Source organism: Georgenia sp. Z1344 (genome assembly GCF_049856295.1).
Lineage (GTDB): Bacteria > Actinomycetota > Actinomycetes > Actinomycetales > Actinomycetaceae > JB111.
Genome location: NZ_JBNDMZ010000002.1, coordinates 32,636 through 52,566 on the forward strand (window position 1 = coordinate 32,636; position 19,931 = coordinate 52,566).

Sequence of the window (19,931 nt, forward strand, 5' to 3'; positions counted from 1 at the left end):
TTCCCCGACTGGGGCGCCGTGACTGCGTTGGCGCCGCGCGGGACCTGCGGGGCCCCGACGCGTCAGGTCAGTTGCCGCTTCCCTCGGCCGAACCGGTCGTGTCCGCCGGGGTGGTGAGGATGCAGATGCCCTCGCGGTCGTTCGCCTGGTCCCAGGTGCTCTGGGTCGGCGTGAGGAGCTGGACGAAGTACACGCTCGAGGCGTAGTCCGTGCCGACGTACCCCTCGAACGCGTCAGCGCAGACGGACTCGAGCTCGCTGGAGACCTGCTCGTCGCCCGGGTACTCGTCGCCCTCGAACGTGTGGACGACGTAGACCTCACCGTCGTGCTCCTCCGCGCAGTCGATCACGGGCAGCTCGGAGACCTGACCGGTGGCCCCCTCCATGTCGAGGCACTCGCCGACCGTGAACTGCTGGACGGTGGCCGTGCCGCCGGACGGCGGGCTCGACTCCTCCGTGGTGGGTTCCTCGGAGTCCTCGGTCGTCGGTTCCTCGGACTCCTCCGTGGTGGGTTCCTCGGACTCCTCGGTGGTCGGCTCCTCGGACTCCTCGGTGGTGGGTTCCTCCGAGTCCTCGCTCGTGGGCTCCTCGGACTCCTCTGTCGTGTCCTCCTCCGGCGGCGCGCTCGTCGTTGCCTCGTCGGTGGCGTCGCCGGACGACTCGTCGTCATCACCCGTGAAGAACAGGAAGTAGGCGCCGACCGCCAGGGCTGCGGCGACGAGGACGCCGATGATCGCCCACAGCCAGCCCTTGCCGCCGCCCGAGCCACCGCCGTCGCCGTTCCCGGGATCGTTCGGGCCACCGGCGCCCTGGCCGTAACCGGGCTGGCCGTAGCCGGCCTGCCCGTAGCCGGCTCCCTGGCCGTACCCGCCCTGGGCCGGGTAGGCGCCCGCAGCCCCGTAGGCGGGTGGCTGGCCGCCGGCCGCCCCCTGCCCGTAGCCGCCCGCCGCGGGAGCACCCGCGCCCTGACCCTGGTCCCAGCCGGCCTGCGCCGGCGTTCCCGCACCCTGCGACTGGTCCCAGCCGCCCTGCGCCGGATTGCCGGCGCCCTGGCTCTGGTCCCAGCCGCCCTGCTGCGGGGTGCCGCCGGGCTGTCCCCACGTCCCGTCGTTCGACATCGTGCCCTCCTCGATCGTCCTCGGTCGTGTCCGGCACCCGAGACCACGCCTTCGGTCGGCGTTCGTCGGCAACGGGTACCGGGCCACGATATGCGCAGGTCGCCACGAGCGCGCACGGACGCGCGAGTGCCACAGACCGCCGCGTCGGTCGCCTGACCTGCATGTGCCCCGGGCGCGGATACCGTGCGAGGACACCGATCGACGACGAGGAGACCACCGTGACCGGACCCAGAATTATGATCGTCGGCAGCTCGATGACCGACCTCGTCTCCTACCTCGGGCGCATGCCAGAGCGGGGCGAGACCGTCTTCGGGAAGGACTTCGCCCAGGGCTTCGGTGGCAAGGGTGCCAACCAGGCCGCCATGGCCGCGCTCCTCGGGGCCGAGGTGTCGATGGTCGGCGCCGTCGGCGGGGACTCGTTCGGGCGCGACACGGTGGAGAACCTCCGCGGTCTCGGCATCGACGCGACCCACGTCGTGGAGATCGACGACGCGCACAGCGGGATCGCGATGATCCTCGTGGACCCCGACGGCGACAACCGGATCGTCCTGGCCCCCGGCGCGAACGAGCGGCTGACCCCGCAGCACGTCGACGACGCGTTCGACGACGCCGGGGGCCCCGACCTCGTGCTCAGCCAGCTCGAGGTGCCGCAGGAGACGATCCGCCGTGGGTTCGAGCGCGCCAAGGGGGCCGGTGGCATCACCGTCCTCAACCCCGCACCGGCCGCGGCGGTCGACCCCGGGGTGCTCGCGGTGACCGACTGGGTGATCCCCAACGAGACCGAGTTCGCCATCCTGCTCGAGGCAGAGCTCGGGCGTGGCGTCGAGGACCTCGAGGCCGACGCCGTCGCCCTCGGCGAACGGATCGGGGCCTCGCTCGTGGTCACCCTGGGAGAGCGCGGCGCCCTCCTCGTGCACGACGGCGACCTCACCCGCCTCGAGGCGCCCGCCGTGGAGGCGGTCGACACCACCGGCGCGGGCGACGCGTTCTGCGGCGGGTTCGCGTTCGCCCTGGCCGGCGGCGCTGCGCCGGCCGACGCGACCCGCCTCGGCATCGCGCTTGCGTCGGACTCGGTCACGCGTCGTGGCACGCAGGCCTCCTACGCGCGGGGCGCGGACCTCGAGCGCATCCTCGCGGGCTGACGCGGCGACGGTCACGGAGCCCGGGTGATGGGAGAACGGTGCCCCCGGCGGGGCTTGAACCCGCGACCGACGAATTATGAGTTCGCTGCTCTGACCGGCTGAGCTACAGGGGCGCGCGGCCACGCCGCCTCCCGCTCGCGCGGGGGCGTCGGCCACGGCGTCCCATCCTAGTTCGGCGGGGGACGCGCGGACGCGCACGTCGCCACCGTGGCGCGCGGCCCTGGACCCACGGACCCACGTGCGTGCACGGCCGCGTGGACCCGGTCCCGTCCGCCCACGGAGCCCCTAGCCTGAGCCCCAGGGCGCGCACCTGACCGCGCCCGCGACCCGGACGGAGACCGACATGGCCGTTCGCACGCTCACGCTCACCCGCGAGATCGCCGCGCCCCCGAGGCTGTCTGGCGGATCCTCACCGACCCCGCCGGCAGCGAGCAGGTCCTCAGCGGCGTCAGCTCGATCGAGATGCTCACCGACGGCCCGTACCGCGTGGGCACTCGCTGGAAGGAGACCCGCACGTTCATGGGCGGCTCCGAGACCGAGGAGATGTGGGTGACGGCCGTCGACGAGCCCCGCTCGACCACCCTCGCCGCCAACGCCCGCGGCGCCACCTACGGGACTACCTTCGTCCTCGAACCGATCCCCACGGGCACCCGGTTGACCATGACCTTCGGCGGCGAGGACACCTCGGCCGGCGGGCTGCGCAAGCTGCTGGGCGCCGTCACCGAGCGCATCGGCATGGCGATGTCGAAGAAGATGATGACGCAGGACCTCGCCGACATCGCGGCCGCAGCCGAGGCCGCGCCGGGGGACTGACGCCACCGCCGGACCAGGGGTGCACCTCGGACCGGCCCCATGTCCGGTGCCGTCCCCGGATAGCGTGAGACCATGCGTCGTCGTCGCCCCCTCCCGCCCGCCGATGTCCGCGCCCACCTCGCCAAGGACCCGCTCCTCGCCGCCTCCGAGCTCGCGGACGGGTCCTGGGCCCTCGCCTCGCCCGTCGCGCTCGTCATCGCGACCGCGGGCGAGCAGCGCCTGCGCCGGCCCTGGCACGAGATCCTCCACGCGCGCTGGGACGGCGAGTCGCGGCTCTTCTCCGTCACCTACGTCGACACGAGCGAACCGGTCCTCGAGCTGCGCACCAAGGACGACGACGTCCAGGCGCTCGCCGACGTCGTCCGTGAGCGAGTGACCTCCTCGCTCGTCCACACCCTGCGCCGGGAGCTGCCGAACGGGTCCGAGGTGCACGTCCACATCCGCCGCGGCGAGGACGGGGAGCTGCTCTCCCAGACGACGACCACCGGGCCGCTCGCGGGCGACACCGAGGAGGCCCAGGTCATCCTCGCAGCGGAGGCCGAGGCGCGCGGCGCCGTCGGGCTGGGGGAGTAAGAGGCTCGCCCGACTCGACACCGCGGCCCGGCACCGGCGACAGTAGCGTCATGACCGTCGACGACGACTTCCTCACCGCCCTGCCCAAGGTGGAGCTCCACCTGCACATCGAGGGCACGCTCGAGCCCGAGCTGCGCTTCCGGCTCGCCGAGCGCAACAACCTCGACAAGCCGTACGACACGGTCGAGGAGCTGCGCGCCTCCTACGACTTCGACGACCTGCCGTCGTTCCTCGCGATCTACTACGCAGGCATGAACGTCCTGCTCACCGAGGAGGACTTCTACGACCTCGCCCGGGAGTACCTCGAGCGCGCGGCGGCCCAGAACGTCGCCTACGTCGAGATGTTCTTCGACCCGCAGGCGCACACCTCGCGCGGGGTGCCGTTCGACGTCGTCGTCCGCGGCCTGCGCCGCGCCCAGCAGGACGCCGAGAACCGCCTCGGTGTCCGCAGCGCCCTCATCATGTGCTTCCTGCGCGACTTCGAGGCCGGCTACGCCATGGCCACGCTGCTCGAGTCGCTCCCGTACAAGGAGTGGATCGTCGGCGTCGGGCTCGACTCCGACGAGAAGGGGAACCCGCCGAGCAAGTTCACCGACGTGTTCGCCCGGGCCCGCCGCGAGGGCTACCGGCTGACGATGCACTGCGACGTGGACCAGGAGAACTCGATCGAGCACATCCGCCAGGTGCTGCACGAGATCGGGGTCGAGCGCATCGACCACGGCACCAACGTCCTCGAGGACGAGGCTCTCACGGCCGAGCTCGTCACGCGTGGCATCGGGCTCACCTCCTGCCCGATCTCCAACACGTTCTGCGGCGACGGCACGAAGGCCGACGAGATCCGCCGCTGCCTCGAGGCCGGCATCCGGATCACCATCAACTCCGACGACCCGGCCTACTTCGGCGGGTACGTCCAGGAGAACCTCGCGGTCCTCGCGAACGAGTCCGGGTTCACCGCGGAGGAGCTGATCCGGCTCGAGCGCAACGCGGTCGACATCAGCTGGGCCCCGCCGGCTGTCAAGGCCGACATCCGCGAGCGGCTCGACGCCCTCGCATAGGACGCTGCGGACAACGACGACGGCCCTCGGCCGCCCGGCGGTACCCGGGTGGCCGAGGGCCGTTCACGTGTCGTGGCGCCAGGCGGTCAGCCGACGACGTCGACCGGCACCTCGCGATCGTCGGCGCGACCCTGACCGGCCGGGTCCCGGGAGACGGTGGGCCGACCGCCGGGGTCCGTCGTCGGGGCATGGGCCTCGTCCGGGAGCGCGGATCCCAACGGGGGTTCGGCGTCGTCGTGCTCCTCCTGGTCCTCCGGCGTGCGGATGAACCACGCGAGGACCGCGGCGACGAGCGCGAAGCCCGCGGCCACGAGGAAGCCCGTGCGGGCGCCCGGCTCGCCGGCGGCGGCCCTGGGCAGACCGTCGTCGAGGTTGGCGCCGAGCACGGCGGAGTACAGCCCGACGAGCACCGCCACGCCCGCGGCGCCGGCCACCTGCTGCAGGGTGTTGAGGACCGCCGACCCGTGCGAGTACAGCGGGCGGGGGAGCGACCCGAGGGACGCCGAGAACAGCGGCGTGAATGACATCGCGAGCCCGAGCGAGATGCCGGTCTGGACCACGACGATGAGCCAGATGGGCGTGCCCTGGCCGATCGTCCCGTAGAACAGCAGCCCGCCCGTCAGCAGGGTGGTGCCCGGGACGAGGAGCGCCCGGGGGCCGCGCGCGTCGTAGATCCGGCCGATGACCGGGGCGAGCAGACCCATGACCAGCGAACCGGGCAGGAGGATGAGGCCGGACTGGAGGGCGTCGAGCTCGGCGACGTCCCGGAGGAACAGTGGCAGCAGGTTGAGCGTGCCGAACATCGCGAGCGCGACGATCGCCATGATGCCTACGGCGATCGTGAAGTTGCGCGAGGTGAAGACGCGGAGGTCGAGCAGCGCCCGGTCGGTGCGCTGGAGCACGAGCTGGCGCCACACGAACAGGCCGAGCATGACGAGCGCGACACCGAGGACCGAGGACGCGAACGCGACGGTCGACATGCCGAGCTGCCCGGCGAGCCCGCCCTCGCCCTCCGCCGCGAACTGGCTGAGCGCGAACACGGTGCCGCCGAAGCCGAGCGCCGTGAGGACGACCGACACGGGGTCGAAGGAGGGGCGGGTGGTCTCGCCGAGGTTCGTCATCCAGCGGGCGCCCAGGAGCAGGGAGACGACGGCGATCGGCAGGACGATGGCGAAGAGCCAGCGCCAGCTCAGCGTCTCGAGCACGGCGCCGGAGAGGGTGGGGCCGATCGCGGGGGCCAGCGAGATGACCATGCCGACCAGGCCCATCATCCGGCCCCGGGAGCCGGGCGGGACGACGTTCATGATCGTCGTCATCAGCAGCGGCAGCATGATGCCGGTTCCCGTGGCCTGCACGACGCGCCCGGTGAGCAGGAGAGGGAAGCCGGGCGCCACGAGGCAGACCAGTGTGCCGAACGTGAACAGGCTCGACGCGGCGAGGAACACCTGGCGGGTGGTAAAGCGCTGGAGCACGAACCCGGTGGTGGGGATGACGACGGCCATGGTCAGCATGAACGCGCTGGTCAGCCACTGCCCGAGCTCGGGGTCGAGGCCGAGGTCCCGGTTGAGGTCGGGGACCGCGATGCCCATCGTCGTCTCGTTGAGGATCGCGACGAAGGCGGCGACGAGGAGCAGCCAGATGACCTTCATGGCGCGGGGATCGACGAACTCCTCCGCGCGGGTGGAGGTGGTGGTGCGGGATGACATGAGGTCTCCGGTCGGAGTGCGGGTGGTGCGGGTGGCGACGGGCCGCGGTGGTGCCGGGCGGCGGGTCGTCCGGGGCCGACGCGGTGCGTCAGCCGGTAATGGCGGCCGGAGGAGTCCGGCTGGCGGCCGGCACGGATCCGGTGGGCCGCGAGCGACCCTACGACCGAACCGAGACGGGCGCGAGAACATTCCGGACGCGTGCCCGAGGGACGAGAAGGGCCCGGGATCCGATCGGATCCCGGGCCCGGGTGCTCCCGCGGTTGGACTCGAACCAACAACCGTTCGATTAACAGTCGAATGCTCTGCCATTGAGCTACGCGGGATCGTGCGACGACCGACTCTAACAAACAGCCGCGGCGCTCCGGGCCCCGAATCCGGCCCGGGACGCGACCTGTGGGCAGACTCACCGACGGGTGCCCGGCACCGCTGCGACGCGAGCCGGAGGCGCCCCGACCCGGTGGAACAATGAGCGCCATGGCCATGCGTGAGATCAGGACCGTCGGTGACCCCGTGCTGCGCACCGTGTGCGACCCGGTGACGGACGTCGACCACACCGTCAAGCAGCTCGTCGAGGACCTGCTCGAGACGGTCGACCACGACGGGCGGGCCGGGCTGGCCGCCAACCAGATCGGCGTCTCCCTGCGCGCGTTCTCCTGGAACATCGACGACGAGATCGGCTACATCCTCAATCCCACCCTGGTCGCGGTCGACGAGGAGCACTACCAGGACGGCGACGAGGGCTGCCTCTCGGTCCCCGAGCTCTGGTTCCCCACCGAGCGCGCCTGGTACGCACGCGCCGAGGGGACCGACCTCGACGGCAAGAAGGTCGTCGTCGAGGGGGAGGAGCTGATGGCCCGCTGCATCCTCCACGAGCTCGACCACCTCGACGGCATGCTCTACCTCGACCGACTCGAGCGTTCCGTGAAGAAGAAGGCCATGAAGGCCGTGCGCGAGATGATGGCCTGACGCTAGTTACTATACCGTACGTACGGTATAGTAACTCGGCGTGACCGCGACCGATCCACGCCCCACCGACAATTCGAGACCCGCCACCGGCTCCCGCCGCTGGCTCCTGCTCGCCACGGTCGGCTTTGGCCTGCTCCTCATCACGCTCGACAACTCGGTGCTCTACACCGCGCTGCCGACCCTCACGGCCGAGCTCGACGCCTCCGCGTCCCAGTCGCTGTGGATCATCAACGCCTACCCGCTCGTCATCGCGGGCCTGCTCCTCGGCTCCGGCGCACTGGGGGACCGGATCGGCCACCGGACCATGTTCCTCGGCGGGCTCGTCGTCTTCGGCCTCGCCTCGCTCGCGGCGGCCTTCGCCCCGACGGCGGGCGCCCTCATCGCTGCCCGGGCCTTCCTCGCGGTCGGCGCAGCGGCGATGATGCCGGCGACGCTCGCGCTCGTGCGCCTCGGTTTTGACGACGTCCGCGAACGCAACTTCGCCATCGCCGTGTGGGGGAGCATCTCGCTCATCGGCTTCGCGATCGGCCCGATCATCGGCGGTCTGCTGCTCGAGCACTTCTGGTGGGGGTCGGTCTTCCTCGTCAATGTGCCGATCGTCGTCCTCGCCCTCGTCGTCACCCCGTTCGTTGCGCCGCGTGCACCTCGGGACTCGTCGAGGTCCTTCGACGTCCTGTCCTCGGTCCTCGCGCTCGCGATGCTCAGCGGCGCCGTGCTCGCGATCAAGGAGGCCTTCCACCAGCCGCAGGCATGGGGGACCGTCGGGGCGGCGGCCGTGGTCGCCGTCGTCGCCGGGGTGCTCTTCGTCCGCCGGCAGCGCAGCCTCGCCGACCCGCTGCTCGACTTCTCGGTCTTCCGCAACCGCGCCTTCTCCGCCGGCGTGCTCGCGGCCGTCACCGCGATGTTCGCCATCGGGGGCGTCCAGCTCCTCACCACACAGCGATTCCAGCTCGTCGCCGGGTACACCCCGCTCGAGGCCGGGCTCCTGGTCACCGCGATCGCCGTCGGATCGCTGCCGAGCGGGCTCCTCGGGGGCCTCCTCCTTCATCGCCTCGGCCTCCGGGTGCTGGTCTCCGGCGGCCTTGCCGTCGCCGGTCTCGGGATCGTCGTGTCGATCATGGGGACGGAGATGGGGCTCGCGATCTTCGTCGTCGGACTCGTTCTCACCGGCCTCGGGCTCGGCGCCTCGATGTCCGTCGCCTCGACGGCGATCCTCGGCAACGCACCGCCCCGCCGGGCCGGCATGGCCGCCTCCGTCGAGGAGGTGAGCTACGAGTTCGGCGGGCTGATCGCCGTCGCCGTGCTCGGCAGCCTGTCGTCCTTGCTGTACGCGGCGAGGGTGGTCCTGCCCGACGGTGCGCCGGTGGCCGCCGGCGAGAGCATCGGGGAGGCCCGCGAGGTCGCCGACGTCGTGCCCGGCCTGATGGAGGCCGCGTCCGCCGCCTTCGACGAGGCGTACCTCGTGATCCTCTCCGTCGTGGCCTTCGCCCTCGTCGTGGCGGCCACGGCAGCGGCACTGCTGCTGCGGCACCACGGCCCTGGAACCGCAGCCAGCAGCTTCGAGGGGAACGAGTGATGGCACGCCCGAGCAGCCGCATCCGTGCCCTCGACGCCGCCGCCACGATCGTCGGGCGCGACGGACTGCGGGCATTGACCTATGAGTCGCTGGCCGCCGAGACCGGGCTGACCAAGGGCGGACTTCTCTACCACTTCCCCTCCCGCGACGCCCTGGTCGTCGCGATGCACGACCACCTCGCCGCGCGGTGGGACGCGGACATCGCCTCGTTCGTCGACGGTGACCCGGCCGAGGCGGACGCGGAGGCGCGCCTGGCCGCCTACGTCCGCAGCACCGCCAGCACGCCGACCCGTGCCGAGCTGCTCCTCCTGCTCGAGTCCGTCGACGTCCCCGGCCTCGTCGGGGCGTGGAACCGGGTCATCGAGGACTGGGCGCCGCCCGTGCCTGCCGAGGTCGACCCGGACGGGGAACCGTCGGGAGATGCCGGAGGCGATGGTGCGGACGGGGCGGCCGAGCTCGATGCCTTCGTCGCGCGCCTCGCGGCCGACGGCCTGTGGGTGTTCGAGGCGCTGACGGGCAACGCGCTGCCGGCCGCCGTGCGAGAGCGGGCGGTCGAGCGGATCATCGCACTCGGAACCGGGCGCCCCGCAGGCTGACCGACGGGACCGACGACGACGATCCCCGGTCGCCGGCGACCCGAATCGTTCACACCGGCACCACCCGTCCCACCCGCCACAGGCACACGTCCCGTTCCTGGCGCGATCGCCGACATTCAGGCATCCTGGTGCCGTTCCGCCGTGGATCATGCTCAGCCCGGTTCTCGCGAGGCCGTTGGGGAAGACGTCCCTCGCAACCGAACCAGGAGGCTCGACATGAGTGGTGCCTACACCCGCGGCGTTGTCTTCGTGCACTCCGCGACCCGTGCGCTGTGCCCCCACGTCGAGTGGGCCGCCGGCCAGGTCCTCGACGCGCGGCTCTCGCTCGAGTGGACCGATCAGCCGGCCGCGCCCGGACTGCTGCGCGCCGAGCGCTCCTGGGTCGGTCCCGTCGGCAGCGGCGCCCGCCTCGCCTCCGCGCTGCGCGGCTGGCAGCACCTGCGCTACGAGATCACCGAGGAAGCCGCACCCGGCTCCGACGGCGGCCGCTGGTCGCACACGCCCGAGCTCGGGATCTTCCACGCCCAGACGGATGCGCACGGCAACGTCGTGGTGCCGGAGAACCGACTGCGGGCGGCCCTCGAGCACGCCGGCGACCCCGTCCGGATGCGGCACGAGCTCGATCTCGCGCTCGGTCAGGCCTGGGACGACGAGCTCGAGCCCTTCCGCTACGCGGGCGCCGGGGCGCCCGTGCGCTGGCTGCACCGCGTGGGCTGAGGCGGTTCGTCGCGGGACCTCCTTCGTCGGGGGATGACGGCCCTCCGGGTCCTCCCGGCCCGTCGTCGAGGGCCGGCGACGGCACCCTTCGGTTCCGGCACTCGGTGCCATAGCCTGGTCGGACCGTCCCCGGGCACCGGCGCCCGGGGTACCCGACGAAGGGAGCACGCCATGGCAGGCCGTCTCGAGGGCAAGGTCGCCTTCATCACCGGAGCCGCACGCGGGCAGGGTCGTAACCACGCGATCCGCCTCGCCCAGGAGGGCGCGGACATCATCGCGGTCGACGTGTCCGACCAGGTCGCGACCGTCCCCTACGACACGGCACGCGCCGAGGACCTCGCCGAGACCGTGCGTCAGGTCGAGGCGCTCGACCGCCGCATCGTCGCCCGCGAGGCGGACGTCCGGGACCTCGCCGCGCTGACCGCCGTGGCCGACGAGGGCGTGGCCGAGCTCGGCCGGCTCGACATCATCCTCGCCAACGCAGGCATCAACACGATGTCGCCCACCCTCGAGATGGACGAGGAGATGTGGCAGACGATGATCGACGTCAACCTCACCGGCGTGTGGAAGACCGTGCGCGCCGCGGCCCCGCACATCGTGGCCGGCGGCAACGGCGGAGCGATCGTCATCACCTCCTCGCTCGCCTCCATGAAGACGAACGCCAACATCGCGCACTACACGGCGGCGAAGTCCGGCGTCGTCGGGCTCATGCGGGTCCTCGCGAAGGAGCTCGCCCCCCAGAGCATCCGCGTCAACACCATCCACCCGACCACGCTCGCCAGCCCGATGATCCTCAACGACCCCACGTACAAGCTGTTCCGGCCGGACCTCGAGAGCCCCACGCGCGAGGACTTCGAGGAGGCGGCGCGGCAGATGAACCTCATGCCGACGGCGGCGCTCGAGCCGGACGACACCTCCGAGGCGATCCTCTACCTCGTCTCGGACAGCGGCCGCTACGTCACCGGCATCGAGCACGTTCTCGACGCCGGGGCGCGCCAGGGCTGAGCAGCCGCCCGGGAGTCGGGGACGAGGTCACGACGGCGGGTGGACCGGTAGCGAGTCCGGCCCACCCGCCGTCGTGCACGGGGTGCGGGGTGCGTCCGTACGGACGGACGTCCGAGGGCGTCGGTCAGACGCTGCCGACGAGGATGGCGGCGTTGTGGCCGCCGAACCCGAAGGCGTTGTTGAGCGCGGCGACCTGCCCGGTGGCGCTCAGCTCGCGAGGGGTGTCGCGGACGACGTCGACCTGGACGGCCGGGTCGAGGTTCTCGATGTTGATCGTCGGGGGAGCGGTGCGCTCGCGGACGGCCAGCACGGCGAAGATCGTCTCGAGCGCGCCCGCACCGCCGAGCAGGTGACCGGTCATCGACTTCGTCCCCGAGACCGTGACCTGCTCGCCGAACAGGCGGCGGATCGCCTCGGCCTCGATCGTGTCGCCGACCGGGGTCGACGTCGCGTGGGCGTTGACGTGCACGACGTCGGCGGCGGCGAGCCCCGAGTCCTCCAGCGCGATGCGCATCGCGCGCTCCTGGCCCTGGCCGGAGGGGTCGGGGGGAGCGACGTCGAAGGCGTCGGCCGTCATGCCGGTGCCGAGGACCTCGGCGTGGACGGTGGCTCCGCGGGCGGCGGCGTGCTCGGCAGACTCGAGGACGACGATGCCGGCGCCCTCGCCCATGACGAAGCCGTCGCGGTCGACGTCGTAGGGGCGCGAGGCGCGCTGCGGGTCGTCGGTCCGCCTCGAGAGGGCCTGCATCTTGCCGAACGACGCCATGGTCACCGGGTGGATCGCGGACTCGGTACCGCCGGCGACGACCACGTCGGCGACGCCGGTGCGGATCATCTGGACGCCCTGGGCGATCGCCTCGGCGCCCGACGCGCAGGCGGAGACGGGTGCGTGCGCGCCGGCGCGCGCGCCGAACCGGACGGAGATGTTGGCGACCGGCGAGTTGGCCATGAGCATCGGCACGGTGAGCGGGAGGACGCGGCGGGCGCCCTTCTCGCGGACGGTGTCCCAGGCGTCGAGCAGGGTGTGGATGCCGCCGATGCCCGTCGAGACGACGGCGCCGAGGCGCTCGGGCACGACCTCGGGCTCTCCAGCATCCGCCCAGGCCTCGAGCGCGGCGACGACGGCGAGCTTCCCGGACGGATCGAGGCGGCGGGCCTCCTGGCGGGTGAGCACGGTCTCCGGGTCGACGGCGGCCTCGCCGGCGAAGTCCACGGTGATCCCGTACTGCTCGGCCCAGTCGTTGTCGAGCGTCGCGATACCGGAGGTTCCGGCGAGCGCGGCCGTCCAGGTGCTGGCGACGTCCCCGCCGATGGGGTTCGTCGTCCCCATGCCGGTGACGACGACCCGGCGGCGCTGGGTGGACTGCTCGGACACGGGTTCCTCCTCGGGTGCGCGCCGGTGCGGCGCGGCGGATCTTTCCCCGCTGCGGCGTGCCGAGTGCAGCGGGGAGGTCGGGGGCACCGGACCGGAGCCCCCGACCGGGGTGTCAGGCCTGGGCCCCGACGATGTACTTCACGGCGTCCTGGACGGTCTTGAGGTTCGCGACCTCGTCGTCCGGGATGGTGACGCTGAAGCGCTCCTCGGCGAGGGTCGCGATCGTCATCATCGACAGGGAGTCGACGTCGAGGTCGTCGGTGAACGACGCCTCCGGCTTGACGTCCTCGACCGGCAGGCCGGTCTCCTCGTTGACGATCTCGGCGAGGCCCGTGAGGACCTCCTCCTCCGTGTGTGCCATGTGCTTCTCCTGGTGTGGTTGAAACTGGACGGGGGTCAGTGTGTCAGGCCCCGCGCGGGGGTCACGGTACGACGACCACCTGCGCGGCGTAGGCGAGGCCCGCGCCGAAGCCGATCTGGAGCGCGATGTCCCCGCTCGTGGCCTGCCCCTCGCGGATGAGGCGCTCGAGCGCGAGCGGGATCGAGGCGGCCGAGGTGTTGCCCGTGTCGGCGATGTCCCGGCCCACCACCACGTCCTCGCGCAGCCCCAGGTACTTCACCATGTGGTCGATGATCCGCATGTTCGCCTGGTGCGGGACGAAGACGTCGATCTGGTCGGGGGTGAGTCCGGCGGCCTCGATCGCCCGTGCGGCGACCTTGGTCATCTCGAAGCTCGCCCACTTGAAGACGGTGGGGCCCTCCTGGCGCAGGGTGGGCCAGGACCGGTCGGCCTCCGGGTCGTCCGAGCGGAAGGTCGACCACGGGTGGGTCTGGGAGATGACGTCCGCCTTGGAGCCGTCCGAGCCCCACACGGTCGGGCCGATGCCGGGGGTCTCGGAGGGGCCCACGAGGGCGGCGCCGGCACCGTCGCCGAGGATGAAGCTGATGGAGCGGTCCGTGGGGTCGATGTACTCGCTCATCTTCTCCACGCCGACGACCAGCACGTGGTCGGCGGTCCCCGAGCGTACGAGGGCGTCCGCCTGGGCGATCCCGTAGGCGTAGCCGGCGCAGGCCGCGGAGATGTCGAAGCTCGCCGCCGGGTTGGCACCGATACGGTCCGCGACGATGCCGGCCAGCGACGGTGTCTGGGTGAACCAGGTGACGGTGCCGACGATGACGGCGTCGACCTGTGCCGCCTCGACCCCGGCGGCGGTCAGCGCAGCCTCGGCTGCGGCGCTGGCCATGTCCACCACCGTGGTCCCGGCGTTCGCGTACCGGCGGGTGACGATCCCGGTGCGCTGCTGGATCCACTCGTCGGAGGAGTTGATGGGCTCGACGATGTCGTCGTTGGGCACCGTTCTCTCGCCGCGGAACCCGCCGACGCCGAGGATCCGCGCGTGGGCGTTCGGCGCAGCGGTGGTGAGGACGGGGCGGCTCATGAGGCTCCTTCGGTGTCCGAATCGGCGAGCTCGGCGGCCGCCAGGAGGTCGTCCGGGGTGGACAGGGGGCGGACGGTCACGCCCGGGAGCGTGCGCTTGGCGAGGCGCGTGAGCACGCCGGCGGGGGCGAGCTCGACGGCGGCTGTCACCCCGCGCGCGAGGATCGTCTCGCAGCACAGGTCCCAGCGCACGGGGTTGGCGACCTGCGCGACGACGCGGGCGAGCGCCTCGGTGCCGGCGGAGACCTCGGCGCCGTCCCGGTTGGAGAGCAGCGCCGTGCGCGGGTCCGCCGTGGTCAGCCCGGACGCGGCGGCGGCCACGGCGTCGAGCGCCGGCCGCATGTGCTCGGTGTGGAACGCGCCGGCGACGGCGAGCGGCACGACCCGTGCCTTGGCGGGGGGCTGCTCGGCGAACGCGGCGAGCTGCTCGAGCGTGCCGGCGGCGACGATCTGGCCACCCCCGTTGACGTTGGCGGCGGTCAGACCGGCCGCCTCGATCGCCGCGGTCACCTCGGCGGCGTCCCCGCCCACGACGGCGGACATGCCCGTCGGCGTGACGGCGGAGGCGTCGGCCATCGCGCGGCCACGGGCGGCGACGAGGCGGACGGCGTCGACGTCGGACAGGACCCCGGCGACGGCGAGGGCGGCGAGCTCGCCGACGGAGTGGCCGGCGGCGACCGACGGGGCGAGGCCGGGGGAGCGGGCCTCGAGAGCCCGGAAGGCGAGGATCGACGAGGCGACGATGAGCGGCTGCGCGAGGGCCGTGTCCTTGATGGTCTCGGCGTCCGCGTTCGTCCCGAGGTCGGCGAGGTCGAGGTCGGCCGCGGCCGAGAGGTCGGAGAGCAGGGCGGCGGAGGCCCGGTCGTCGAGCCAGGGCGCGAGCATGCCCGGCGTCTGGGCCCCCTGTCCCGGGGCTAGCACAGCAATCATTCGGCCAATCTACCGCCGCGCCACCGGGCGGCCGGAGCGGCGGCTGCGTGTCGGACGGGAGCGCGGGTCCGTCGTCGTCGGGGGAGGATGCGCGTGCGTGCGTCCCGGCAGACGAGACCGGCTGCGCGTCGTCGTGCGCGGTCCGGCTCCCAGCGGGCGGGATCGGGCCCGGCCGCTATCCTGGCGGACATGTCCCTCGTGCGCCGCCCTGCTCTCCTGCTTGCACTCCTGCTCGCCACGACCGACCACGGATCCCACCGGCACGCCGCCGACCAGGACTCCGACCCCCGTGAGGAGGAGCTGCGCGCGCGGCTCGAGGAGGACCCGAACGACACCGTCGCCTTCAACGAGCTCGCCGAGATCGTGCGCCGCCACGGCTCCCAGGTGCGGGCCGCCGACCCGCTGACCGCGGACGTGCCCCAGTCCGACCCGCGGTCCGCCGACCTCGCCGTGTGGGCGCTGGCCGAGGAGCTCGCCGGTCGCCCGAACGCGTGGTACCCGCTCATCGAGCTCGCCCGACTCTCGGTCGAGGACGACCTCGACGGGGCCAACCGCCGGCTCGGTGCGGCGTGCGCCCGCGAGGAGACGGGGCTCGCGCTGGCCGAGTCGCTGTGGGTGCTCCGGGAGTCCGGTCACCCGACGCACGCGCACGCCCTGGCGACCGCCCACTGGGACGCCGAGCGGCACGTGCCCGCCGCGGGCCGGCAGATCGTGCTGGCCGCCATCGAGTCCGAGCGGTACGAGGACGCCGAGCGGTACCTCGAGCTCATCGGCGCGCGCGAGGACGAGGAGAGCGCCGCCGCGGTGACCGAGCTCCGGTCGGTGCTCGGCGACGCCCGCCCTCAGAGGTAGCACCCCGTTCGTCGAGATTGCGGTTGGTGCACGTCGAGATTGCGGTTGGGAGATCTCGCACGACCGACCATCTGGTCGAGAGTGCGGTGTAGGCGCGCCCGTTGCTCGCCCTGCTGATGTCGAGAGTGCGGTGCAAGCACATCGATGGCTCGGCGTAGTGGAACCGCGAGCGACGCGCGGATGGGGCTGCGAGTACTGACCGGGGTGGACAGTCCGAGCTATGCACAGGAGGAGCGGTAGCCGCCCGACCGGTGACGGCGGACGCTAGCCTCGGCGACATGACGCGACCAGGGGGGCGCCATCCGTGTCGGTTCGCTGCGCTGCTGCTCGTCGGTGCGCTCGGGCTGACCGGATGCGGCGGCGACGACGACAACGCGAGCGAGACCCAGCGACCACCGGTGTACGTGGGGCCCGATGACGAGTCCGAGTCGGGGGAGACCGCGTCCGACGACGAGACCCCGTCCGAGTCCGCGAGTGGACGTGAGTCCGGGACCGACGGCGCCGAGGCGAGCACCGACGACATCGAGTGGACCGAGTGGGAGCTCGAGCGGCGTGAGCGTCCGGAGCCGGAGCCACCACCTGAGATGGACGACGACGGCGAGGCCGGTGCGCTCGCGGCGGCCCACTACTTCGTGGAACTCATCGAGCACATGGTCGAGACGGGAGTTTCTGAATCGTTCGAAGCTGTTTCTGGTGCGGACTGCGGATACTGCTCCTCGCTCGTGGACTCGAGCATACAAAACGCTATCGAGGGTAGTTATGTCGACCAGTACGTTATTCGGGTTGATGAGTCGCAGGTTGGTGCGCCGACCGAGGACCACCCTGATTGGATCGTCGAGTTTCGAGGCGAAGAAGAGGCTTATTCGGTCGTAGATTTCAATGGTGATGAGATCGAGCATGTGGAACCGGAATCATTCACCATGCACATCATTCTCAGCCACACCGACGGTAAATGGGTGCTGCAAGCCGGTGCATACACGCCAGGATCCGAAGAGTCCGCGTCGTGATGAGGAAATCCACGAGGCTTGGGTTCGTTGGAATGGTGGTCATGCTGACGTTGGGAGTGGGCTCCGCAAGTGCTGTCGATGGCGATGATCGAGGTATCAGTGCAGGTACCTCCGATGACGGAGTCGATCTTGCTGCCCTTGAGCAGCTGCGGTCGTCTACTCCGGTGGCGGAGCGAGGTCAGAACATCGAAGAAGATGTCGGCAGTATCGCGGCCCGTGGGCCCTTGCGAGAAGCTGTGCGCCGACATGTGAGGACAGGTGACGGAAAGACGCAGGTCGGGCAAACAGGGCGGTTCCTCGGGCAATGCGTGATCATCGAGGCTGAAACGGGTAGCACGTGCCCGTACAGGTTGCCCTTGGGGGCGAACAGCCCGGCGGCAGTCCCACAGGAAGTCCCGGCCGGCGCGGACCCCGTCGAGGTCACTCTCACGCGCTCGGAGGCGGCGAGCCTGCTGGTCAACACCGGGGAGGCGATGATGGACGGCCGGTGGCAGCTGGCGAACATGCCGGTCCTGCTGTGGACGACCGCGTCTGAGCACACGGTGAGCGCCGACCTCCTCGGCCAGCAGGTGGACGTGCGGTTCAGCCCTCTCGAGTTCGAGTGGGACCCGACGGACGGATCGCACCCGTTCGTCACCTCGGACCCGGGCGCCCCGTACCCCGAGCACACGGTCTCCTACCCGTATCCCGACGGGCACGAGTCCATTCACGTCGAGCTGACGACGCTGTGGGAGGCGGAGTTCCGAGTGGGTGGCGGCGACTGGGAAGCGATTGACGGGACCATCCCGATCACCACCCGGACGCAGGCCTTCGAGGTGCGGGAACGCCAGGTCCGACTCGTGCCGGAGTGTGCGGTCCACGACCGCTGCTGAGGTCGCGGGAACTACTGCGTGGCAGCGACCCCCGACGCTGCCCGCGGACCGCGACCGAGTGCATGCACGCCGATCGTCGCCAGTGCGACGGCGATCCCGCTGAACACGGTGCGCGTGACGTTCCACGACTGCCAGCTGCCGGAGTAGTCCGACCAGACTCGCGCGGCCTCCGCGATGTCCTGCGGGACCGATACCCCCGCCAGCTCCTCGTTCATCGGCACGTTGACCAGCATCGTGAGGAGCAGTCCGCCGGCCAGGTAGACGAGCCCGGCGGCGAGGAGGTACGCCGCGGCCCGCGGACGTCGGGATCGGCGCGCGAGGAGGGCGGCCGCCGCCATGACCACCGGGGTGAGGAAGAACGCCGGGAAGAAGACCGCGTTCTGGACCGAGTCGTTCATCGCCTGCATCGCGGCGATCGCCACGCGAGGATCTGCGGCGTCGAGGCCCCACATCGTCGAGCACACCCAGGCGAAGAAGAATCCGAAGATCGCGGCGCCGAGGACGACCGCGGCGACGGCGCAGATCATCGCGGTGCGCATGCGACCTGGTGGCACCGCCCCGGCACCTGAGTCGTGGGACATGAGGGAGACGTGGTCGGTACGGGCGTCGGACGGGACCTGAGCAGACATGTCGACTCCAAGATCGGAACGCACGAGTTCGGTTCCAATAATGGAACCGGGTAGTACGGTTGTCAACATGCCGACGACGACGAACCGACGCGTGGGCCGATTACCCGCCGCCGCCCGCGCGGGCCGCGAGGTGGAGATCCTCGACGCCGCACGCGCGGTCCTCGTCGAGATCGGCTACGAACGACTGACGGTCCAGGCGATCGCCACGCGTGCGGGTGCGTCGAAAGAGACGATCTACTCGTGGTTCGGCGGCGTCGAGCAGCTGCTCGCCCGAGTCGTCGAGGCCAATGCCGACGCCGCGGCGGCAGCCGTGTCCGACGTCCTCGCCGCGGACGCCGCCCCCACGCCTACGTCCGCTCGTGCCACGCTCACCGGGTACGTGCGTGCGCAGCTCACGCTCCTGACCGGGGCGGAGTCGGTGGCGCTCAACCGGGCGGCCATGGCGTCGTCGTCGTTGGCCGAGGTCTTGCTCGCCGGTGGTCGCCACCGGGTCGGCCCGATCGTCGAGTCGTACCTCGCGCGGCTGGGCGCAGCGGGCGTCCTCCGGGTGAGCGACCCGGCGGACGCGTTCCGGCTCCTGTACGGACTCGCGGTCCAGGACACCCAGATCCGTGTGCTCCTCGGGGAGGACCGGCCGACTCCTGCGCAGATCGGGGCGACGGCCGAGAGTGCGGTCGAACGGTTCCTCGTGCTCACGTCTACGTAGCTAGTCGCGGCTCTGTCGGGGGCCGGGGGTGGGGCTGCGCCGGCCGGCGGTGGTGGTCCGGGCTGCGCCCCGGAAGGATTGTGACGTCGGCGGCGAGCCGCGTCGTCATGCCAGGGCGACATGACGCCACACGCACAACGTGTCTCGGCCCTATCCCCAGGCCTGGCGCATCGAGCGCGCGCGACGCGTGCGGCGGACCTGGACGATGATGCCGACAACGGCCAGGGCCAGCTGACCGACGTACCAGAGCGGTTGGTCGACGACCGCGAACTGGGTGTCGCCGTACCGGTCGAGGTCGACCGTGCCGAGCAGCAGCATGAGCCCGCCGACCGCGGCGCTCGAGCCGGCGAGCGCGCTGACGACGACGAGCACAAGATCGGGCATGTCGGTGACGACGGCGATGAGCCCGAGGACGATGCCGCCGGCCACGCCCACGGCCATGACCATCCACGGCTCGTCGACGCCCAGGGCGCCCGCGACGCTCCGCCCGACCACGAATCCCATCGAGGCGAACCCGAGGACGACGGCGATCGAGAAGAAGGCGAACGTGAGCCAGGAGAAGACCAGTGCGAGGACGACGGCGACCACCCAGGCCGTTGTGGTCGCGAGGTACCCGTCGCCGGACATCTCGGCCACCACGACCGTGCCGAGCCCGAATCCGATCAGCGCACCCCACAGCGCAAGCAGGATCCGCATGGCTCCGCGCCCGCGGAAGCACAGCAGCAGGCCGATGACGAGGGCGAGCGCACCCACGACGACGTCGTTCAATCCGGTCTCCGTCCCTCTGGCGATGGGGTCGGCCGCCCTGCAGTCGGGCAGCCGTTCCAGTGTCTCGCGCTCGGTTCCGCCGGTGGGG

At 71.7% G+C, this 19,931-nt stretch carries 21 protein-coding genes and 2 tRNA genes; 13 read left to right on the forward strand and 10 right to left on the reverse strand.

Going from position 1 to position 19,931, the window contains the following annotated elements:
* Positions 1-67: 67 nt before the first annotated feature.
* On the reverse strand, positions 68-1,117 hold the full coding sequence (locus ACPYO6_RS02000) for a septum formation family protein (protein ID WP_425713221.1): 1,050 nt from the start codon (positions 1,115-1,117) through the stop codon (positions 68-70).
* A 218-nt stretch (positions 1,118-1,335) separates the two neighbouring features.
* Between ACPYO6_RS02000 and ACPYO6_RS02005 the strand changes: the two genes are divergently transcribed.
* Positions 1,336-2,259 (forward strand): ribokinase, encoded by a 924-nt coding sequence (locus ACPYO6_RS02005; RefSeq protein ID WP_425713222.1) that lies wholly within the window; start codon positions 1,336-1,338, stop codon positions 2,257-2,259.
* Positions 2,260-2,298: 39 nt separating this feature from the next.
* Here ACPYO6_RS02005 and ACPYO6_RS02010 read toward each other — a convergent pair.
* Positions 2,299-2,372, reverse strand: a tRNA-Ile gene (locus tag ACPYO6_RS02010).
* Positions 2,373-2,664: 292 nt separating this feature from the next.
* On the opposite strand from ACPYO6_RS02010, the gene ACPYO6_RS02015 reads away from it, so the two are divergent.
* The 3 genes from ACPYO6_RS02015 (at position 2,665) to add (ending at position 4,700) form a co-directional block, all read left to right on the forward strand.
* The gene (locus ACPYO6_RS02015) at positions 2,665-3,072 is read left to right on the forward strand and encodes an SRPBCC family protein (RefSeq protein WP_425713490.1); all 408 of its coding nucleotides are present in this window, start codon (positions 2,665-2,667) and stop codon (positions 3,070-3,072) included.
* A gap of 72 nt (positions 3,073-3,144) precedes the next feature.
* Positions 3,145-3,645, forward strand: coding sequence for a hypothetical protein (locus ACPYO6_RS02020; protein ID WP_425713223.1), 501 nt, complete (start codon positions 3,145-3,147; stop codon positions 3,643-3,645).
* A gap of 50 nt (positions 3,646-3,695) precedes the next feature.
* Entirely contained in the window at positions 3,696-4,700 is a 1,005-nt protein-coding gene (add, locus tag ACPYO6_RS02025; protein ID WP_425713224.1) for an adenosine deaminase, read from the forward strand.
* An 86-nt stretch (positions 4,701-4,786) separates the two neighbouring features.
* Here the strand turns inward: add and ACPYO6_RS02030 are convergent, their stop codons facing one another.
* Complete coding sequence (locus ACPYO6_RS02030) at positions 4,787-6,406, reverse strand: MDR family MFS transporter (RefSeq protein ID WP_425713225.1); 1,620 nt, start codon at positions 6,404-6,406, stop codon at positions 4,787-4,789.
* A 251-nt stretch (positions 6,407-6,657) separates the two neighbouring features.
* Positions 6,658-6,729 (reverse strand) — tRNA-Asn (locus ACPYO6_RS02035).
* Between the two features lie 151 nt (positions 6,730-6,880).
* On the opposite strand from ACPYO6_RS02035, the gene def reads away from it, so the two are divergent.
* The 5 genes from def to ACPYO6_RS02060 all read left to right on the forward strand — a co-directional run bounded on the left by def (position 6,881) and on the right by ACPYO6_RS02060 (position 11,266).
* Positions 6,881-7,372 (forward strand): peptide deformylase, encoded by a 492-nt coding sequence (def, locus tag ACPYO6_RS02040; RefSeq protein WP_425713226.1) that lies wholly within the window; start codon positions 6,881-6,883, stop codon positions 7,370-7,372.
* A 40-nt stretch (positions 7,373-7,412) separates the two neighbouring features.
* The gene (locus ACPYO6_RS02045) at positions 7,413-8,948 is read left to right on the forward strand and encodes an MFS transporter (RefSeq protein ID WP_425713227.1); all 1,536 of its coding nucleotides are present in this window, start codon (positions 7,413-7,415) and stop codon (positions 8,946-8,948) included.
* Positions 8,948-9,544, forward strand: a complete 597-nt coding sequence (locus ACPYO6_RS02050; RefSeq protein WP_425713228.1) for a TetR/AcrR family transcriptional regulator — start codon at positions 8,948-8,950, stop codon at positions 9,542-9,544. The genes ACPYO6_RS02045 and ACPYO6_RS02050 overlap by 1 nt, the downstream gene beginning before the upstream one ends.
* A gap of 216 nt (positions 9,545-9,760) precedes the next feature.
* A complete protein-coding gene (locus ACPYO6_RS02055; RefSeq protein ID WP_425713229.1) occupies positions 9,761-10,261 on the forward strand; it encodes a DUF3145 domain-containing protein in 501 nt (166 codons plus the stop codon).
* Positions 10,262-10,432: 171 nt separating this feature from the next.
* The gene (locus ACPYO6_RS02060) at positions 10,433-11,266 is read left to right on the forward strand and encodes a mycofactocin-coupled SDR family oxidoreductase (RefSeq protein ID WP_425713230.1); all 834 of its coding nucleotides are present in this window, start codon (positions 10,433-10,435) and stop codon (positions 11,264-11,266) included.
* A gap of 124 nt (positions 11,267-11,390) precedes the next feature.
* On the opposite strand, the gene ACPYO6_RS02065 is transcribed toward ACPYO6_RS02060, so the two are convergent.
* The 4 genes from ACPYO6_RS02065 to ACPYO6_RS02080 form a co-directional block, all read right to left on the reverse strand.
* The gene (locus ACPYO6_RS02065; protein ID WP_425713491.1) at positions 11,391-12,596 is read right to left on the reverse strand and encodes a beta-ketoacyl-[acyl-carrier-protein] synthase family protein; all 1,206 of its coding nucleotides are present in this window, start codon (positions 12,594-12,596) and stop codon (positions 11,391-11,393) included.
* 157 nt (positions 12,597-12,753) lie between these two features.
* On the reverse strand, positions 12,754-13,002 hold the full coding sequence (locus ACPYO6_RS02070; protein ID WP_425713231.1) for an acyl carrier protein: 249 nt from the start codon (positions 13,000-13,002) through the stop codon (positions 12,754-12,756).
* A 61-nt stretch (positions 13,003-13,063) separates the two neighbouring features.
* Positions 13,064-14,080, reverse strand: coding sequence for a beta-ketoacyl-ACP synthase III (locus ACPYO6_RS02075; RefSeq protein ID WP_425713232.1), 1,017 nt, complete (start codon positions 14,078-14,080; stop codon positions 13,064-13,066).
* Positions 14,077-15,009 (reverse strand): ACP S-malonyltransferase, encoded by a 933-nt coding sequence (locus ACPYO6_RS02080; protein ID WP_425713233.1) that lies wholly within the window; start codon positions 15,007-15,009, stop codon positions 14,077-14,079. The genes ACPYO6_RS02075 and ACPYO6_RS02080 overlap by 4 nt, the downstream gene beginning before the upstream one ends.
* A gap of 189 nt (positions 15,010-15,198) precedes the next feature.
* Between ACPYO6_RS02080 and ACPYO6_RS02085 the strand changes: the two genes are divergently transcribed.
* The 3 genes from ACPYO6_RS02085 to ACPYO6_RS02095 all read left to right on the forward strand — a co-directional run bounded on the left by ACPYO6_RS02085 (position 15,199) and on the right by ACPYO6_RS02095 (position 17,740).
* Positions 15,199-15,861, forward strand: a complete 663-nt coding sequence (locus tag ACPYO6_RS02085) for a hypothetical protein (RefSeq protein ID WP_425713234.1) — start codon at positions 15,199-15,201, stop codon at positions 15,859-15,861.
* Positions 15,862-16,139: 278 nt separating this feature from the next.
* The gene (locus ACPYO6_RS02090) at positions 16,140-16,868 is read left to right on the forward strand and encodes a DUF6318 family protein (RefSeq protein ID WP_425713235.1); all 729 of its coding nucleotides are present in this window, start codon (positions 16,140-16,142) and stop codon (positions 16,866-16,868) included.
* Positions 16,865-17,740, forward strand: coding sequence for a hypothetical protein (locus tag ACPYO6_RS02095; protein WP_425713236.1), 876 nt, complete (start codon positions 16,865-16,867; stop codon positions 17,738-17,740). The genes ACPYO6_RS02090 and ACPYO6_RS02095 overlap by 4 nt, the downstream gene beginning before the upstream one ends.
* Before the next feature lie 11 nt (positions 17,741-17,751).
* Here ACPYO6_RS02095 and ACPYO6_RS02100 read toward each other — a convergent pair whose 3' ends face one another.
* The gene (locus ACPYO6_RS02100; protein ID WP_425713237.1) at positions 17,752-18,369 is read right to left on the reverse strand and encodes a DUF1772 domain-containing protein; all 618 of its coding nucleotides are present in this window, start codon (positions 18,367-18,369) and stop codon (positions 17,752-17,754) included.
* 67 nt (positions 18,370-18,436) lie between these two features.
* Here ACPYO6_RS02100 and ACPYO6_RS02105 point away from each other — a divergent pair, with 67 nt between their 5' ends.
* Positions 18,437-19,075, forward strand: coding sequence for a TetR/AcrR family transcriptional regulator (locus ACPYO6_RS02105; protein WP_425713238.1), 639 nt, complete (start codon positions 18,437-18,439; stop codon positions 19,073-19,075).
* Between the two features lie 150 nt (positions 19,076-19,225).
* Here the strand turns inward: ACPYO6_RS02105 and ACPYO6_RS02110 are convergent, their stop codons facing one another.
* Complete coding sequence (locus ACPYO6_RS02110; protein WP_425713239.1) at positions 19,226-19,843, reverse strand: hypothetical protein; 618 nt, start codon at positions 19,841-19,843, stop codon at positions 19,226-19,228.
* Between the last annotated feature and the right edge of the window lie 88 nt (positions 19,844-19,931).

Bases quoted from the DNA above. Each gene is read 5' to 3' on its own strand.
- ACPYO6_RS02000 (WP_425713221.1), bottom strand. From the start codon at position 1,117: ATGTCGAACGACGGGACGTGGGGACAGCCCGGCGGCACCCCGCAGCAG.
- ACPYO6_RS02020 (WP_425713223.1), top strand. From the start codon at position 3,145: ATGCGTCGTCGTCGCCCCCTCCCGCCCGCCGATGTCCGCGCCCACCTC.
- add (WP_425713224.1), top strand. From the start codon at position 3,696: ATGACCGTCGACGACGACTTCCTCACCGCCCTGCCCAAGGTGGAGCTC.
- ACPYO6_RS02030 (WP_425713225.1), bottom strand. From the start codon at position 6,406: ATGTCATCCCGCACCACCACCTCCACCCGCGCGGAGGAGTTCGTCGAT.
- def (WP_425713226.1), top strand. From the start codon at position 6,881: ATGGCCATGCGTGAGATCAGGACCGTCGGTGACCCCGTGCTGCGCACC.
- ACPYO6_RS02050 (WP_425713228.1), top strand. From the start codon at position 8,948: ATGGCACGCCCGAGCAGCCGCATCCGTGCCCTCGACGCCGCCGCCACG.
- ACPYO6_RS02055 (WP_425713229.1), top strand. From the start codon at position 9,761: ATGAGTGGTGCCTACACCCGCGGCGTTGTCTTCGTGCACTCCGCGACC.
- ACPYO6_RS02060 (WP_425713230.1), top strand. From the start codon at position 10,433: ATGGCAGGCCGTCTCGAGGGCAAGGTCGCCTTCATCACCGGAGCCGCA.
- ACPYO6_RS02065 (WP_425713491.1), bottom strand. From the start codon at position 12,596: ATGGGGACGACGAACCCCATCGGCGGGGACGTCGCCAGCACCTGGACG.
- ACPYO6_RS02070 (WP_425713231.1), bottom strand. From the start codon at position 13,002: ATGGCACACACGGAGGAGGAGGTCCTCACGGGCCTCGCCGAGATCGTC.
- ACPYO6_RS02075 (WP_425713232.1), bottom strand. From the start codon at position 14,080: ATGAGCCGCCCCGTCCTCACCACCGCTGCGCCGAACGCCCACGCGCGG.
- ACPYO6_RS02080 (WP_425713233.1), bottom strand. From the start codon at position 15,009: ATGATTGCTGTGCTAGCCCCGGGACAGGGGGCCCAGACGCCGGGCATG.
- ACPYO6_RS02085 (WP_425713234.1), top strand. From the start codon at position 15,199: ATGTCCCTCGTGCGCCGCCCTGCTCTCCTGCTTGCACTCCTGCTCGCC.
- ACPYO6_RS02090 (WP_425713235.1), top strand. From the start codon at position 16,140: ATGACGCGACCAGGGGGGCGCCATCCGTGTCGGTTCGCTGCGCTGCTG.
- ACPYO6_RS02100 (WP_425713237.1), bottom strand. From the start codon at position 18,369: ATGTCTGCTCAGGTCCCGTCCGACGCCCGTACCGACCACGTCTCCCTC.
- ACPYO6_RS02105 (WP_425713238.1), top strand. From the start codon at position 18,437: ATGCCGACGACGACGAACCGACGCGTGGGCCGATTACCCGCCGCCGCC.